Annotated in this window: 8 protein-coding genes; all 8 read left to right on the forward strand. The window is 52.7% G+C overall.

The window, feature by feature from the left end; translation table 11 throughout:
• The first annotated feature begins 16 nt into the window (after positions 1-16).
• The 8 genes from FRZ59_RS08625 to FRZ59_RS08660 all read left to right on the forward strand — a co-directional run bounded on the left by FRZ59_RS08625 (position 17) and on the right by FRZ59_RS08660 (position 17,689).
• A complete protein-coding gene (locus tag FRZ59_RS08625) occupies positions 17-3,229 on the forward strand; it encodes a SusC/RagA family TonB-linked outer membrane protein (protein ID WP_132129988.1) in 3,213 nt (1,070 codons plus the stop codon).
• A gap of 10 nt (positions 3,230-3,239) precedes the next feature.
• Positions 3,240-4,772 (forward strand): RagB/SusD family nutrient uptake outer membrane protein, encoded by a 1,533-nt coding sequence (locus tag FRZ59_RS08630; protein ID WP_132129987.1) that lies wholly within the window; start codon positions 3,240-3,242, stop codon positions 4,770-4,772.
• A gap of 3 nt (positions 4,773-4,775) precedes the next feature.
• Positions 4,776-6,224: a fasciclin domain-containing protein gene (locus tag FRZ59_RS08635; RefSeq protein WP_132129986.1), complete on the forward strand. Its 1,449-nt coding sequence runs from the start codon at positions 4,776-4,778 to the stop codon at positions 6,222-6,224.
• Positions 6,225-6,234: 10 nt separating this feature from the next.
• Entirely contained in the window at positions 6,235-9,039 is a 2,805-nt protein-coding gene (locus tag FRZ59_RS08640) for a SusC/RagA family TonB-linked outer membrane protein (protein ID WP_207910323.1), read from the forward strand.
• Between the two features lie 22 nt (positions 9,040-9,061).
• Positions 9,062-10,591 (forward strand): RagB/SusD family nutrient uptake outer membrane protein, encoded by a 1,530-nt coding sequence (locus tag FRZ59_RS08645; protein ID WP_132129984.1) that lies wholly within the window; start codon positions 9,062-9,064, stop codon positions 10,589-10,591.
• 45 nt (positions 10,592-10,636) lie between these two features.
• The gene (locus FRZ59_RS08650; RefSeq protein ID WP_207910322.1) at positions 10,637-12,556 is read left to right on the forward strand and encodes an exo-alpha-sialidase; all 1,920 of its coding nucleotides are present in this window, start codon (positions 10,637-10,639) and stop codon (positions 12,554-12,556) included.
• Between the two features lie 313 nt (positions 12,557-12,869).
• Positions 12,870-16,160: a SusC/RagA family TonB-linked outer membrane protein gene (locus tag FRZ59_RS08655; RefSeq protein ID WP_132129982.1), complete on the forward strand. Its 3,291-nt coding sequence runs from the start codon at positions 12,870-12,872 to the stop codon at positions 16,158-16,160.
• 17 nt (positions 16,161-16,177) lie between these two features.
• On the forward strand, positions 16,178-17,689 hold the full coding sequence (locus tag FRZ59_RS08660) for a RagB/SusD family nutrient uptake outer membrane protein (RefSeq protein ID WP_132129981.1): 1,512 nt from the start codon (positions 16,178-16,180) through the stop codon (positions 17,687-17,689).
• Positions 17,690-17,719: the final 30 nt, after the last annotated feature.

Here is a 17,719-nt window from a genome sequence, read left to right on the forward strand (position 1 = left end):
GATTAATTGTTTACGCATGAAATTTTTCAAAACAGGTATTTTTATCGCGTTCATCATGTGTTGCGGCGCTGGTGCCTGGGGACAGCAAACCGTCCTGCAGGGCGGTGTGTATTTCGCCACGAAAAACAACCCGCTTCCCGGCGTATCGGTGATGCTGGTCAATCGCAACGGGCTTGTACTCAGTGGGGTCAATACCGATGAAAACGGGCAGTTCCGGATCCCTCACGATCCTGATGCCGAAACAATCACTTTCTCCATGATCGGTTTCAAGACCCAGGAACTTCCGCTCAGCGGGACGACTGAATTCGAGGTCTTTCTCCTGGAGGATCTGGCCGAACTGGAAGGCGTGGAAGTGGTCGCTGAGAAAGACCCCGACGTAGACCTTGGTTTTCTTTCGATCGATAAAAGCGAGATGAGCAGCGCGGTGTCTTCGATTGATATGGAAGGCCTGGACAAGGTGCCGGTAACGTCAGTAGATCAGCTGATCCAGGGCGCCGCGCCGGGACTTCAGGTGGTGGCCGCCAGCGGCGACCCGGGGGCAGCCGCCTCCATCCGGATCCGGGGTGTTTCGAGTATTTCAGGCATCAATGACCCCCTCTGGGTAATCGATGGACGCGAAGTGATCGGCAGCAATTACAAGGTGGAAAGTATTACCGATTTCGGTTTCAGCCCCATCGGTGACCTGGACCCGGCCGACATTGAGTCAATCGACATTCTGAAGGATGCCTCGGCAACGGCGTTGTATGGCTCGCGGGGCGCTAACGGCGTGATCGTGATCCGTACTAAACGGGGAAGGAAAGGAAAACCTCAGCTGACCTTCAATTCCAAGCTGACCATGACCGAAGTGCCGCGCACTATCCCCATGCTCTCCGGCGATGACCAGCGGATCTATTACCTTGAAAAGTGGACCAACGGCCAGGATAACGGAACGGCCCTTCCCCAGCTTCGGGGCGATTTAAGCCGTGAAGATGCATGGATCTTCAATAACAATACCGATTGGGTGGATGTCATCAACCGGGATGGTTTTTACCAGCAATATAATACGGCCCTGAGCGGGGGCGGTGACCGGGTGAGCTACTACTGGGGACTGGGATACACCAACCAGTACGGCACCACTTTAGGGACCGGTTACGATCGGTTCAATACCCGTTTCAACCTGAACTACCAGGTTTCTGATAAGCTGAAGGTATCGGCGGACCTTTCTTATACCAATTCCCTCACCGATAAGCGCGGACAGGACCATCCGGTCGATAATGAAAACGTCAACCCCATTCGTTTGTCGCGGGAAACCCCGGCCTATTTCCCGGTGTATTCCAGGAATGGCCTCAACTATTTCGTTGACCAGAACGCGGCGGTTTCCAGCCATTCCCGGTATAATCCGCTTGCAATTATTGACTATTCCAGCTATCTGACAAAGGCCAACCGGTTCATGGCCTCTACTTCCATTGATTATAAGATCTTAGATAATCTTGAATTCCGGACGCAGGTGGCGGCTGACTTCCGCGAGTCGGCTGACGAATACTTTCTGCCGGGATATGCGACCGATGCTATTCCCGGGGAAGACCTTTACAACACCGGCCGGCAAACCGATGGTTACCAGCTGCTGATCAATAATAATAACCGGCTTACCTGGAATCCCGTACAGGAAGACAACCACCGCCTGACGGTGACCGGGGTGCTGAACCTGAACATTGACCGGAATAACTCAACGGCCCTTTCCTATTACAACGGCGCTTCCCCGGAACTTCGGTCGGCCGACGCTTCCGCAGTGATTTCCAGTGCGACCGGCATCTTCGGGGCAAGAAAATACATGGGCATGTTCATCCAGGGGCACTATGTCTTTAAGGACCGGTACTTTTTGACCGTTACCGGCAAGACAGAGGGCGATTCGCGTTACGGCAGCGACAATCCCTATTCGCTTTTCCCGGCCATCGGCGCCGGTTGGGAACTCTCGAAAGAGCCCTTCATGGAATCAGCCGCATGGGTGAATTCGATCAAGCCGCGTTTCACTTTCGGGATTACGGGGAACCTGCCGGATGTGCTGAACCTGTACGATGTCGCTTATTCGACCGGTATCGGTTACATGGGAGAAACCTATATCTATCCTTCCAAGTTTGCTTACGATAATATCAGCGAGGAGCGAACCACCGAATATAACCTGGGCATAGACTGGGCCTTGTTCAACAACCGTATCACCGGCCAGTTCGACTACTATAACCGGCGTACCAGGGACCTGCTATTGAGGGAGCTACTGTCTTCGACCCTGGGTTATTCCTCCCAATATGTCAATTTCGGTACCGTGGAGAACTCGGGTGTTGAATTTGGTATTACGGCGGTTATCCTGGAGGGAAGGGACAAAGGCTTCCGCTGGAAGACATTCTTTAATATTGCCAGGAACCGGAATAAGTTGCTCAGCCTGCCGGACAATTTCGACGCAGATGCTTTTAGTTCCACCCGGGACGGCTTTTCTTCGAAACTGCGGGCGGGTGATGTGATCGGCGGCTTTTACGGATACCGGGCGCTTGGCGTCTATTCCACCGATGCCGATGCGGTACTGCTCGACCCGGACGGGAATATTATCTACGAGGCCGATGGCATCACGCCCAAGTATATGCGTTACGGTTCCAGTACAGGCCACCAATTCCAGGGCGGAGATATGATCTACGACGATATCAATGGCGACGGGATTATCAATGAACTGGACCAGGTGCAGATTGGCGATGCCAACCCCGTATTCTTTGGCGGCTGGAACAACACCTTCAACTACCGGAACTGGATACTTAGCGTCAATTTCCAGTACCAGTATGGCAACGATGTGATCAACGGTACCCGCTATACCATGGAACGGATGCAGTACTCTCATAACCAGTCGCGGTCGATTCTCGGCCGCTGGCGCAAACAAGGCGATATTGCCGATATACCGAGGGCGCAATCGGATGGCGCCTGGAACCGGATCGCTTCTTCGCGCTGGGTAGAAGACGCTTCCTACCTTCGGCTGAAGACCGTTTCGCTCACCTATAACGTGGAGCGGGAAGCGATCAGCCGGCTGAACATCGGTTTACGGCAGCTCAGCATTTTTGTGACGGCTTACAACCTGTCCACCTGGACCGACTACCTGGGGCTGGATCCCGAAGTACCCATTACCGGCGGCGTTACCCTGTACGGTATTGACAGCAGCACCACCGCGCCCGCGCGCCAGTTCACCTTCGGATTAAGGGCTAGTTTTTAATCAATAAAAAATGATGGTCAAGATACGATATAGCTTGCTGGGACTCATCTTTCTGATGTCCTCCTGCGACAAATTCCTGGAAGTGGAAACACCGGATAACCTGGTAAAAGATGAATTCTGGCAGGACGAAGGGCAGGTACATTCCTCGCTGATGGGACTGTACACTTCGCTGAACAGCTGCCTGGATGTTTACCAGAGCTGGGGTGATATCCGTTCCTCGCTTTATGCGCCCGGAGCCGGCGATGACTTTAACAGTAACCGGGCCGAATTCTTGCGGCACGATATTTATCCCGATAACGGGCTGGTGTCCTGGTCGCCGGTGTACCGTTCCATTACCTGGATCAACTCGTTTATCAAGAACGCGCCTGGCGCGCTGGAGCTGGACGAGAACCTGACCCAGGCGGAGCTGTCTTCTATGATGGGCGAAGCCCGGGCGCTGCGCGCGCTGAATTATTTTTACCTGGTGCGCGCCTTCCGGGAAGTGCCGCTGATCACCGAACCCTATGAATCAGACTCGCAGACCTTCAATACGGCGGCGGCAAGTGAAGACGAGGCACTCGACTTTATTGAGGAGGACCTGGCGTTTGCGCTTGAGAATGCCCCGGAAACGTTTGAGAATGTGAATGAACGGTACGGCCGTATTACCAAAAACGCGGTACGGGCCCTGTGGGCGGACGTGAAACTATGGAGGAATCAGTACCAGGCCTGCCTGGACCTTTGCCTGCAGTTGGATGCGCAATACGCCGGTTCAATGGTACGTCCGCTGGACTGGTACAGTATCTTTAACCCGGGAAACTCCACCGAAAGCATCTTTGAATTGCAATACATGCTGGAAGGGCCAAATTCGCCGCTTTATAACTGGTTTGCCCATGTAAATACCTCGGGCAATGATCGCCGGTACCTGGCTAATGCCACCAATATCGCGCTGAACGCGACCGAAGTGCTTTACCCGCCCGTATTACCCGAATACGCAACGTCCGATACCATCCGGCTGAAGAATTACGCCATGCTTAGCGCTTCACTGGTTACGAACGGCTATGGCCTCGGCGCCGAAGTCTATAAGTTCCTTGGCGAAGCCCCTTATCAGCGGGCCTACCGTTCCAGCGCCAACCGGAACGCCAACTATATTTTTTACCGTTACCGGGAGGTCCTGTTTATGAAAGCGGAAGCCTATGCCATGCTGGGACGTTACGCAGAGGCTGAGGCCGCCATTAATGTGGTGAGGGAGCATTGTGACATTCCTCCACTTGGCATCGGCGAAGGCGGCGAAGGGACCGAATTCTTCAGCAGGCTGCTCATGGAGCGGGAGTTTGAGCTGGGTTTTGAAGGGAAAGAATGGTTTGCGGCCGTCCGGATCAGCCGGCGCCAGGGCTATTCGAATATCCTGATTGAGAAAGCGGCCAACGGACATTCCATGAATGTTAGCTATCCGGTGATCCGCGCCCGCCTGCTGGATCAGGAAAGCTGGTTTTTGCCTTACCATGAAACCGAGCTGGAAAATAATCTTCAGCTCGAACAGAAGGACTATTACCAAAACAAATAAGACATGCACACCATGCGACTCAACACCAGCCTTCTCCTGCTGCTGATACTGGCAGGCCTGACCGGATGCGAGAACAAACTGTCCGATGCCCGGTTCGACGAGACGGAAGACCTTCAGATCATGGACTACATCGAGACCCGTGAAGATCTCAGCATTTTCCGTGAACTGGTGGAATATACCGGGCAGCGAAACCTCCTGCGAACGGCCGGTACCTATACGGTATTCATTCCCGATAACGCGGCCTTCGGGCGGCTGTTCGCGCGCCTGTCGGAAGGCGGGAACACCGTGGACGCCATTTCGGATATGGAACCGGCATATTGGCTCAGCTATTTTAAGTACCACCTGCTCGACCGGAAGGTCAATACCAACGCCTTTACTCCCGGGCCGCTGCCCGCCGCCACGGCGTTGGACGGCAAGTACGTGATCGCCGATATCCGTGATTCCTATGCCGCCATACGGCTCAATAATGCCGCCACGATCATTCAATACAATATTGAACTAACCAATGGCTATGTAAACATCATTGATGATGTGCTGATGCCCCCTATTACCACGATTTACGAGCAGCTGAAGGCCACTGGCAAGTACGAGATCATGCTCGGGATATTCGAGGAAACCGGACTGGACGTTTACCTGAAAGACAGTCTGCTGACCCTTTTCATTGAAAGTGACAAGGTGCTGGAGGCATACGGTTTTAACAGGGATTCCATCGAAAACCTGAAAGACTGGGCGTCTTATCACATCATCCCGGATTCGGGATATTTCCTGAATCAGCTGACCAAACAGCGTTACTTTCCGCTTTACACGGAAGAGTCTCTGAGCTTTCAGGAAGATGAATTCGGCCAGTATTACATGAATGAAGATTACCGCTTCGACCAGTCGGCCGAATACGGCATCGACCGCGTGGGCTACAACGGTATTTATCATAGTATGGACACTATCGTCAGCATCGTGGAAGCGCCGCCCAGCACCATCCGGATGAACTTGTATCCGCCGGGAAGCCCTTACGGAGAACAAAACGTATTTGCAAAGCTGCCGGCCCGGATCCTGCTGAATACCGGGACCAAAAGTTACCATCAGAACCAGGAAGGCAAGATCGTGCAGTTTGACGCGCAGCAGATCGGCGATTCGTTCTACCTGACCTTCCCGGATGTGCCGGCGGGAGACTACCGGGTCCGCCTGATGCATCGCGGGGGAGGAACGCGCGGCACTTACCTGACCATTTATAATAACCAGATCATTGATGACGAGATTGTACTTCGTACTCCGGACGGAACATTTGAGGAATGGGATTACCTGAAATACAACTATTGCGGTGAACTAACCGTGGAATCGCGCTCGGACGTCACCATTACGTTTGCATTCAAGGATTTCGGTTCCAACAAGAAGCCGAGCTATTGCTGCGATGTGTTGATGGACATGATAGAATTGATCCCCATAACGGAAGAATAAATACATGAAAATGAATTTGAAACTGATCGTACCTGCGGGAATTTGCATAGCCCTCTGCAGTGCCTGGGAAAGCCGCCTCCTGGCGCAGGATGTGCCGGAGGCAGGCCAGATCGGCCAGCAAACCAAAGAAGCCGCGGACGACTCCCTGAAACTTATACAGCAGGAACTGGCCGGGGGAGGCGACGCTGTTACGTTTGGCGAGCTGCTTAGCGGACAGGCCGGCATCCGGGCCGTAGAAAGCGGGAGCGCAGGCGCCGCGCCGCTGCTGATGATCCGGGGTGTTAACTCCATTAACCTGCACGCCCAGCCATATATCTATGTGGACGGCGTTCCGGTCCGGTATAACAGCGCCCTGGATCCTTTCCTATCCATGCTGCGGCCCACCCGTTTTGCCTATGTAAACCCGCACGATATCAGTGATATTACGATCGCGAGGCGCGGCGAGGCCTTGTCCGGGATCGGGGGCCGGGGCGGAGCGGGCGCCGTTTATATTACCACCGACCGCGGGGAATTCGGCGGGACGCATGTTGATTTCAGCGCCAGCCATGGCTGGCTGAACGCTGATTATTCGGTACCCCGCATGGGAGGCGCCGGTTTCCGCGATTACCTGCGTTCGTACATGGCCGAAAACGGAGTGCCGGAAAGTGAGCTGAGTACCTCTCCGCTGTTCAATTCTACACTTCCGCAATATAATAGCAATACCGACTGGCTTGGCCTGATTTCGCGTAATGCCAGTTTCGATGATTACCATGTGAAGCTCAAGGGTGGCGACGCAGACGCGAACTACATGTTCAGTATCGGCTATACCGGCAAGCAGGAAACCCTGAAGGGTTCGGGGCTGGAACGCATCAGCATGCGCTTCAACCTGGATTATAAACTTTCTCAAAAATTCGAGATATCCAACAACCTTTCTTACGGAAACACAACGCTGAATTACCTGGAGGAAGGTCCCGACTGGGGTATTCATCCCCTGTTCGTAGCGGCCAGTAAGGCGCCCTTCTTTCATCCCATGTCACACGACCCCACGGGGGCACAAACCCGTTCGCTGGCCGGCGTGGATGAACTGGGGAAAAGCAATCCCCTGGCGCTCGTAAATTCCATGAAGAATAATAACGAAGAAAACCGGGTGGACGGGTTGGTGACTGCCAAATGGACCGTTTCTCCCGAGCTGATGCTGAATACATCGCTGGCCGTAAATTATTATAATATTAAGGAAAAGCAATACCGTCCTTCGCTGGGCATTGTCAACGACCTGCACCGGCTTCGTCAGAATTCCAAACGCAATTCCAGCGAACTGATGTTTCGCTCCAATAGCTGGGTGGAAAAATCCGGGAAATGGGGCGCCGTGAACAATTTTAACGCCCGGGCTGGTTTCCTGGTAGAGACCTACGAAGAAAAATCAGTATTCGCCCGAAAGGTCAACGCCGGAACCGACGACTATGAAACACTGGAACAGGGCACGGTTGACAGCGCATCCGGCGTGAAATACGAATCGAACCTGCTGGCTTTTTACCTGCGCGGCGAAGTGGATCTGCTGGAGCGGGTACATGTGTCCGCCAATGTGAACCTGGAAGCTTCCTCCAATTTCGGCCCGGAAAGCCGCTGGATGGTGTACCCGGGAGTGACCGCTACCGGCGACCTGCTGGACCGGGATCAAACACACCAGGTATCGCTTCGCGCGGAATGGGGCCGCAGCGGCAACAATGACCTGCGGGGATACTACTATAAAAGCCTGTATTATCCCGCCAATTATTTTGGTTTCGGTGGCGTTTACCTCGGGAACGTAGCCAACCCCGGCATTCGCCCGGAAATGACCGATACCTACGATGCCGGTATCAGGGCCGCGCTGTTCAATGACCGTGTGACCCTGGACGCAGGTTACTACTATAAAAATACAAGCAACCTGATCACCTATAAGGCCGTGCCGATTGAGATCGGACTGGATCCGCAATTAGAGAACAATGGCGAGGTGGTGTCTCAGGGGATTGAAATTTCCCTGGACGCCCGTATCGTGGAGAAGGAAGGTATTACCTGGAACGTATACGGGAATGTTTCCACGCTGAAAAATGAAATAACAGCGCTGGAGAACGGGGATATTGTCCGCAGCCTGGGCGGCATCAGCGGAATTGCCCGGGAAGGTGAAGCCCTGGGATCGTTCTATGGCTATAAGGTGCTGGGCGTATTCCGTTCAGCGGCGGAAGTAAACCTTAGCAAGGCCGACGGTACTGCCTATAAGCCCGGCGACTATATTATTGAGGACATAAACGGCGACTCAAAGATCAATGAAATGGACCAGCAGGTGATCGGGTCGGCACTGCCTGACCTGTTTGGAAGCCTTGGTACCGTTTTACAGTACAGGCGCCTGTCGCTGAATGCCCTGGTCGCCTTTTCATCCGGCAACGAGATATACAATAGCCTCAACCAGCAGATGCACCTGATGAAAGATTACTCCAACCAGTCGCCCGATGTAGCAGGACGGTGGATATCAGAAAGCCAGTCCGGCGCCGGATGGAGCCGTGCGGCCCTGGACGATCCCTCTTCCAACGGCACCGCCTCCGATCTTTGGGTCGAAGACGGCAGTTACCTGAAACTCCGGAGGGTGACCCTGAGTTATGAGGTGCCTGTACAGCGCAGCCTGCGTTTCCTGGAGGGATTACAACTGTATGTTACCGGTGAGAACCTGCTGACGTTTACCGGTTACAGCGGAATGGACCCCGAAGTGGCCGGCTCCTTTGATCCTTTGCTGCGGGGAATTGATTTCGGCGCGTCGCCCATGCCGCAGTCTTTCCTGCTGGGCCTGAAAGCGTCGTTTTGATGGAATTTGAAATTATGAACAGATGAAAAGATTTACGATAGTAACCGCAAGCCTGAGCCTGCTCCTGCTGCTTTCTTCCTGCGAGAATTTCTTTGATGTGAGACCCGGAAATGCCATTGAGGAAGACGATTTTTTCCAGAATCGCGAAGACCTTAACGCCTCGGCGGTTGGCATGTATGAAGCCCTTTCGGGCGAAGTACATAAGTTCCTGCTTTGGGGCGATGCCCGCGCCGATATGGTGACAACTGGGCAGGATGACCCCGACCCCTACATAAATGAATTCGTCCTCAATAATGTGAGTGCCAGCAACCCGTATACCGATTATTCCGGCCTGTACCGGACCATCGCGCGCTGCAACCGGCAGCTGGAAAAGGTATATGAGGTGGCCGCCCTGGACGATAAAATGCTGGAGCGTGATGCCGGGGCTTATTACGGCGAAGCATTGCTGTTGCGGGCGCTTTGTTATTACATGTTGGTACGCACCTATGATCAGTTTCCACTGATCACATCCGACTATTCCGAGGATATCCGTTTTGTGAATGAACAGGGCGATACCGTTTCGCGTAGTACCATCGCTTTGTCTGCCGACGAGATCCGCGGCTTGTATAATATGCCCTCCGGCAAGCAGGAGGTATGGCAGCTGATCTACAACGATGTACTGACGGTATTAGGGATCCTCCCGCTGAATTACCAGTGGAACAGGAACAATCTTCCCGCCCAGGAACGTTATGGAAGGGTATCCCAGCCCCTGGCTAGTACGCTGGCGGCAGAAGTGGCGCTCTGGCTGGGCGAATACCGGTCTGCATCGGCGTTTGCCAATTCACCCATCCTTAACCATCAGCACTCCCTGGGGTCCTCGGGAACCTGGCCGAACCAGTTTACGTCGTCGTATGCCAGCGCTCACTCTTTGTTCCTGCTGGGGTACAAGTACAGCAATAGCTTCGAGACTAACCGCCTGCAGGAGTTTACGTCTTCCTTGCGGGCTGACGGCGGAAAATATTACCTGAAGCCCGTTTCGCATGTCGTGGATTCGATCTTCTCTCACGAGGACGAAAATGCCGATATCCGGACACAATTCAGTTACAAGGCCATCGGAGCCGATACGGTTATCTGGAAGTACATTGGCCTTGATAATGTCTCTTCACGGCGTCCGCCTTATGAAAGCAGCGCAAGCTGGCAGGTTTACCGCAGCGCTGATGCGTATATGCTGAAAGCCCTCGCCAGTCTGATGCTGAATGATTATGCTACGGCCTTTAATTTCGTGAACATGATCCGCGAGGCGCGCGGGCTGGAAGAACTGCTTCCGGAAGAGACCGATTATACCAATAAGGAATTAATGATGAACATGATCTTCCGGGAACGGGCCCGCGAATTTGCCTTCGAGGGCAAACGCTGGTACGATCTCATGCTTTGGACGGAGTTGTCCGGCCGCAATATGCTGGCCGAAAAGGTGGCTGAAAAGTATCCCGAAAGCCAGCGGGCTGAGCGAAAAGCCTACCTGGAACAGGAGTCGAACTGGTATCTTCCGATTGATGCCCGTTTGTGGCAATAGGATGCAAAAATAACAGAAATGAGAAAGATGACCGCTAAAATACGAGTGTTACGATCACTAGTGACTGCAGCACCAGGCACGGCCCGATTGCTTGCCGGCGCGCTGCTGAGTGTTGCGCTGCTGACCAGCTGCTACGAGGAAGAGCATTTTGATTTTCCCGGGCCTTTTGAGATAGATCAGCGCATTCCAGATACGCTGCCCTTCCCCTTTGATGAAACGAGGCAGGCCGGCGAATGGCTGATGAAAGAGGGGGTGCCCGACTACAGAAAAATCCTGTTCAAAGGTTATACGGACTATTATCCGGCCGGCGATACCACTTCCTGGAGTTTGTTCCCGGATGGCATGCACATGATCCCCCACCGGAATTACTATCCCATTACTGACGATGACCATTTCGGCGGTAATCCCAATAGTTACCAGGATAACTGGGTCTATTCAAAGTATTTTGTACCCATCGGTCCCGGTAAGAGTTTTTACATGTATGCTAAAATAACCGTTGGTACTTTTAGCGGGACTGCGATGGGCCTGGCGCTGGGAAGAAGCTGGGAAACGAAGGAAAATTTCGTTTTCGGAATGGACGGTTTTTCATCCATTGCACCTACGTTTTTCCTTGACTTCTATGGAACCACGGTAGGAGTTGATCCGAACGACGGTTGGCCGACAGTGAATGAAGTTATCGTTCCGGGCATACCCGCCGAAGTCGAAGTGGTGATCCATGACGGCCGGTTCTATACGCTTATTAACGGTACCCTGTGCTTTACGTTCAAGTTCCCGCAGGGGCAAACCTATTATTATACACCGGCCATCAGGCCCTGGCGAAATTTTGTGAATGTTCACGATATGTACATAGAAAGCAATGACATGTACACCGTGGATTATGCGATGCATGAACACGAACAGGGATACACGCGCATTCAGACTCCCGCCCTGGCTAGCGCCGGTGATAATCAACTGTTGTTATTCGCCGAAGGGCGCTCCAACCCGCGTACGGCGGAAGAGCGGGTGGTGCAAAATACCTATCCGGCCGGAGATTGTGATATTCTGATGCGGCGTTCCACAGATGGCGGAGTCACCTGGGAGGATCAGATCACGGTCATCGCCGGGCAGGGGAGCGGAGAAAGCTACTGCTTCCCGCAAACGGTTAGCACGGCCGGCGGAAAAATCATTCTGCATTACAGCGCCCTTTCCGGAACAGTCATTGGTGATGATGAATATGAATACGACCCTGCCAGCCAGGAGATCTACCAGGTTGAATCGACTGACGGCGGCAACAGCTGGTCGGCGCCGAAGACCATTACTTCCGCGCTGGTGGACGGTACCGGATATGTGCGTAATGGCCCCTCGCATGGGATTGCATTAACTTCAGGAACGTATGCCGGAAGGCTTTTGATGCCACTAACCGTCGGCGACGATGCCGTGCGTGTCGCTCTGTCGGACGATGAAGGCGCTTCCTGGCGCCTAAGCCAGGTGGTTGAGGGTGATGGACTGCAATATGGTTCAGTAGTTGAACTGGAAGACGGGCGCCTGATGATGATGACGGGCCATAATAACAGCAGTCCCAGAAGCAGAATGGTTTCTTACAGCAGTGACGGCGGAGAAAGCTGGAGCCCGGCTGAAGCAATCGATGCTGATCTGGAAACGGGAAGCTTCGGCCATCTTTATCCCGGCCTCCTGGTCAAGGGATCCGATCAGACAATTTACACAGTGAATGCCACCGGCCGGCAAAAAGACGGTGAAACGTACAATGGCCCTACTTATGGGATAAACCCCTTGCTTTTCAGCAGTACTGATGCTGGTGTTACCTTTCAACAGGTGGGGCCGTTGTTCGAAAAGCCGGCTTACGAGGGTTATGTTACTCCCACGGGCTTTATGGATGCGATTGTCCTTGGGGACGGTACGCTGGTTATTGTTGGGGAGGGCGGGGTTGAAAGTCCGCAGGAAGGGGTTGTTGTTTATCGTAAATGATAACCCGGCGGTTTTCCGGGTTATGGTTCAAAGTTCTAAGTTCACAGTTTAAAGTTTTTAGTTAAAGTTCAAAGTTCAAAGTTCAAAGTTCAAAGTTCAAAGTTTATATTTTATAGTCTTCAGTTTATAGTTTAAAGTTTATAGTTTTCAGTTTTTAGTTTATAGTTTTTAAGGTTTAAGGTTTTTGGATGGGGCGAGTGGGGAAAAATGTGCAAAAGCTGGGTGGTTGGGGGTTTGTGGTTTTGGGGTGGAAAAACTATCTTTGTTTATATGTGCTACATTAGTGCTAAATAACCCAAAACAAAGCAGTTTTATGAGAAAGCGATTTATTTGGATGTGGATGCTGGGCTGTTTATTGGCCGCGGCCCGGCTTAACGCCCAGGATGCCGGGGACTTCCAGGTCTCCGGGACGGTGACTTCGGCCCAATCGGGCGAAACGTTGCCAGGTGTGAGTGTGGTGTACAAAGGTACTGGCATTGGTACTTCAACAGATACGGAGGGGAAGTACGCCTTCCGGATCCCCGATGGTGAAGGAGTACTGGTGATCACTTACGTGGGTTTCGAGACCCTGGAAGTGCCCGTAAACGAACGATCTGAAATTGACATTGTCCTGGAGCCGGACGTGGCCGCCCTGGACGAAGTGGTGGTGATCGGTTACGGCGAACAGTCGCGGGCGACGCTTACCAACGCCGTCTCTAAGATTGATGTGGAGGAACTGGAGAATACGCCTTCCATTAATCCGGTTCAGGCCTTGCAGGGGAAAGCTGCCGGTCTTGATATCCGCGTTACCACGGGGATGCCGGGTTCCGGGGCGGATGTAATTATTCGCGGGGGAACCTCCCTTTCTTCTGATCCGGACGACAATGCTCCCCTGGTAATTATTGACGGGGTTTACCGGACGCTGGCGGATGTGAATCCCGCCGATATCGAATCCATTCAGGTGCTGAAGGATGCCGCCTCTACGGCTATTTACGGTGCGCAGGGAGCCAATGGTATCATTCTCATAACTACGAAATCGGGTGGCGCTAATGAAAAAGGGCAGATCACCGTTGATTATTCCCACCAGGTCGAACAGATGTCAAATCAGTATCCCTGGTCTTCGGCGAGGGATTATATCTGGGCCTCGCGCATAGCGGCCAATGCGGAGCTGGATCATAATACTAAGAACAGGCTCACAGGCGGCGCCTATCCGTATTCTACCGGCGCCATTAACGGAAGCCTTCACGGGGAAGGATACGGCAATTCGGTTTCCACGGTTGAATTTACCGATGATCTACGGGCCGCCGAGGGCGACGATTATGTGAACAACCTGATCAATAACCGCGGCTATGAGACCATGACTGACCCGGTCACCGGCAGGGAATTGATTTTCAAGGATAATAACTACCAGGATGTCATGTTCCGGACCGCCGCCACGAATGATCTTAACGTGGGTTTCCAGAAGGGCGGTAAACAATACAGTATTTATACAAGCCTGGGTTTTGCGGATGCTAACGGAATGATGCTCGGCACGTATTATAAGCGGCTGAGCTATGTGATCAACGGGGAGTTCTGGCCGCGCGAAAATATTAAAGTGTCAGCCGGGCTCAATTACCAGTATGCCGATTATGCCGGCCCGCAGGATTATAGTAATACCATGCGCCGGTCATCCAAATTGCCGCATACCACCCGTTTGTATTATGACGACGGTACCCCCGCCATCGGGGAATCGGCCGGGTCGCCCAGGAATATTCTTCATGAATTGTACTATGAGGATTTCGGGACCAAGCGGAACCGTACCACGATGCGCCTGGGGATGGATTGGGAACTGATCGACGGCCTTTCCTTCAAGCCTTCGGCTTCCGTTTACCAGGTCAATTCACAGTCCACAGGTTTTGAACGGTACCATGAATATAATACCAGGAGGGAAATGTATGCCGATCATGAGCTGAGTACGCAGTACATGGTAGACGGTATCCTTACCTATGATAAAAATTACGGAGACCACAGCCTGGGGCTGCTGGCCGGTACCAATTATACATTTGACAGGCGTTTCCTGCTGCAGGGCGACGGCGAGAATGCCCCTACCGATCACATCCCCACTTTGAATGCGTCGGCAACGGAATTTGAAAGGGTTACTTCCGAACAGCTGGAAGATGCCCTGCTTTCCTATTTCGGCCGGGTGAATTACGATTTCCGGAAGAAGTACCTGTTCAGCGCCAGTCTGCGATATGACGGGTCATCCCGCTTCGCTGAAGATAAGAAATGGGGATTATTCCCTGCATTCTCCCTCGGATGGAATGTTCACCGGGAAGATTTCTGGAACTGGGAACTGATGAATCGCCTGAAGGTGAGGGGTTCCTGGGGCCAGGCAGGAAACAATAATCTCTCTATTTCAGACACGCAGGGCGAATACGCGATCGGGTATAATTATGCCGGACAATCCGGCCTGCTCAATACCGTGCTTGCCAACAGGGGATTGCTTTGGGAAACCACGACATCTTTTGACGTTGGCCTGGATATCGGCCTTTTCAATGACCGGGTTACCTTACTCGCCGATTATTACAACAAGATAACCGATGACCGCCTGGTAAGTATTCCCCTGGCAAGTCAGACAGGATTCAGCTCTATCGTGGCCAACTACGGGAAAATAAGAAACCGGGGGCTGGAACTGGAACTGGGCGCGGCAATTCTGCAAAACAGCGCGTTTAAATGGAACACAAGCCTTACCTTCAGTTTTAACCGCCTGATCGTAATGGAACTGCCTGAAAACGGAAACGAAAAGAACCGCGTCAATGGCGGTTTAATATATGATAAGGCCCTGGGCGATTACATTATGGTAGGAGGGCTGGCGGAAGGCGAGCGCATCGGCGGGGTTTGGGCTTATAATATGCTCGGCGTTTACGCTACCGACGAAGACGCGGCGAATGCGCCTTATGATACCAAAGTTGCGGGCGCCTGGCTGAACGTACCTGATGGCGAGCAGCAAAAAGTGGGCGGGGATGCCATTTGGGAAGACCTTGACGGTAACGGTATTATTGATGACCGGGACGTGATTTTCATGGGATATACCAGCCCGGATAAATTCGGCGGAATGGTCAACAGCTTTTCCTGGAAAGGCTTTTCCGCAAGACTGGTAGTAGATTATGCGCTGGGCCATGTGATCAATAATTCCTGGCGTGCAAGGGCCAATGGAAATGCCCGGAACCGCGTTATGACGCTCACCGATGTCACCAGCGGGGAAATGTGGTGGAATCAGGGCGATCAGGCAAAGTATCCGCGCTATAACGCGGCATCCGACTGGGACAATGGTAAACGTAACCATGTACGGCAGATTGATTCCTATGATGGCGTAGGGGTGGATGTGGGCTATAATACCGATAACTCCCTCTATTTCAGCAAAGGCGATTTCCTGGCTTTCCGGGAAGTATCGTTCAGCTACCGGTTACCGTCGGAACTTGTTGCCAAAAGGGGCATAAACGGGATCACGTTAACGGCAGGAGCGTACAATCTGGGTTACCTGACTGCTTTTGACGGGCTTTCTCCCGAGCAGTACAATGGTATTGAAGAAGGCGGCTATCCGCGGCCCCTGCAGTTTCGCTTCGGCATAGATGTTAATTTCTAATCTAAAAGCGCTTCAAGATGAAAACCTATTATAAATTATTCTGCATGCTGATGCTGACCGGCGCTTTGACCGGTTGCGCCGATAAACTGGACCTTGTTCCGGTTTCGGATATCACTTCTTCCGGTTTCTGGAATACCGAAGATGACTGCAAAGCTTATTTAACAGGAATTTACGATCAGTTAAGAGATAACTACGGGCATGACGACGATGGCACCACCTATAACACCACCTTGTATTTCGAAGATCGCTCTGATTCCTTTCAACCGGGCGATATCGGCCCGGTAACAGAAGCCTGGAGCCAAAGCCTTACTGCTTCCAATGCGCCTGACTGGAACGGCTGGTACAACCTGATCTATCATTGCAACCTCCTTTTGACGGAGATAGAAGGCATCTCCTTCAGGGAAGAGGCGGAAAAGAACCAAATAAAGGCGGAGGCACACTTTCTACGGGCATTTGCCTACTTTTCCCTGGCCAGAATATGGGGCGAGGTTCCCCTGGAGCTGGAACCCATCCTGGGGCCCGATGTTGAATTAAAAGCACGCGCCCCGCTGGAGGAAGTATTTGGGCAGATCAACCAGGATATTGAGCAATCGCTTGGTTTATTCCCCGAAAGCGGCTTTAGCGATAAGAACCGGGGCAGCCGCCCTGCCGCGCTGGCTTTAAAGGCCGATGTGAAAATGTGGACAGGAAAAGTCCTGGGAGGCGGAAGTGCTGATTTTGAAGCTGCCATCCAGGCCATTGATGAAATAGCTGCAGCCGGCGCCACCCTGCTGGACGGACCGGATAAACTGGCTAATTACCGGGACCTGCTCTCTTCGGGCAACAAGAAGAATGAGGAGATCGTTTTTTCCATTTTCTTCGATTACCAGGAAACCAATTACCGGGGCGATCTTTACCAGATGTACGCTACCACGCTTGCTTCCTGGGGAATCAATGTACAGGGGGCTGATAACTACGATGAATTGCCGGTAACCGAGGCCAACCGGGCGCGGGCCGTATATGCGCCAAGTGAAAAGCTAAGAAATATGCTGGAAGAATACCCGGCTGACGTACGGGATGAGATCGTGATCATTGATGCAATTGATGGCGGCGACACTATTCTTACCTGTTTTAATAAATTCCGTGGCAGCGTTTACGATGACCGCTATTTTGACGATGACATCATCGTTTACCGCTGGGGCGGCCTGCTGCTGCTGAAAGCGGAAGCATTGGCTGCCTTGAACAGGCCGGCCGAAGCTGTGACGGAATTGAACAAGATCCGTAGCCGTGCCGGGGCTCCTGCTTATTCAGGGGCAATGACGAAAGCCGCCGTGGAGAAGGCAGTGCTGGACGAGCGCTGGAGGGAGCTGGTTGCCGAGCTGAAACGCTGGCCGGACCTGGTCCGCTTCCATCATGGCGGAACCATCAATATTTATGAAGAAGTTCCGAATCTGAACGGGAAAAGCGGGTACCCGCTGTATTTCCCGGTGCATCAGTCTGTATTGGATAATAATGAACTGATCACACAAACGGATGGGTATATTGATTAGTTAATGGGTCAAAGTTTTTTAGTTTACAGT

This window comes from Anseongella ginsenosidimutans, assembly GCF_008033235.1.
Lineage (GTDB): Bacteria > Bacteroidota > Bacteroidia > Sphingobacteriales > Sphingobacteriaceae > Anseongella > Anseongella ginsenosidimutans.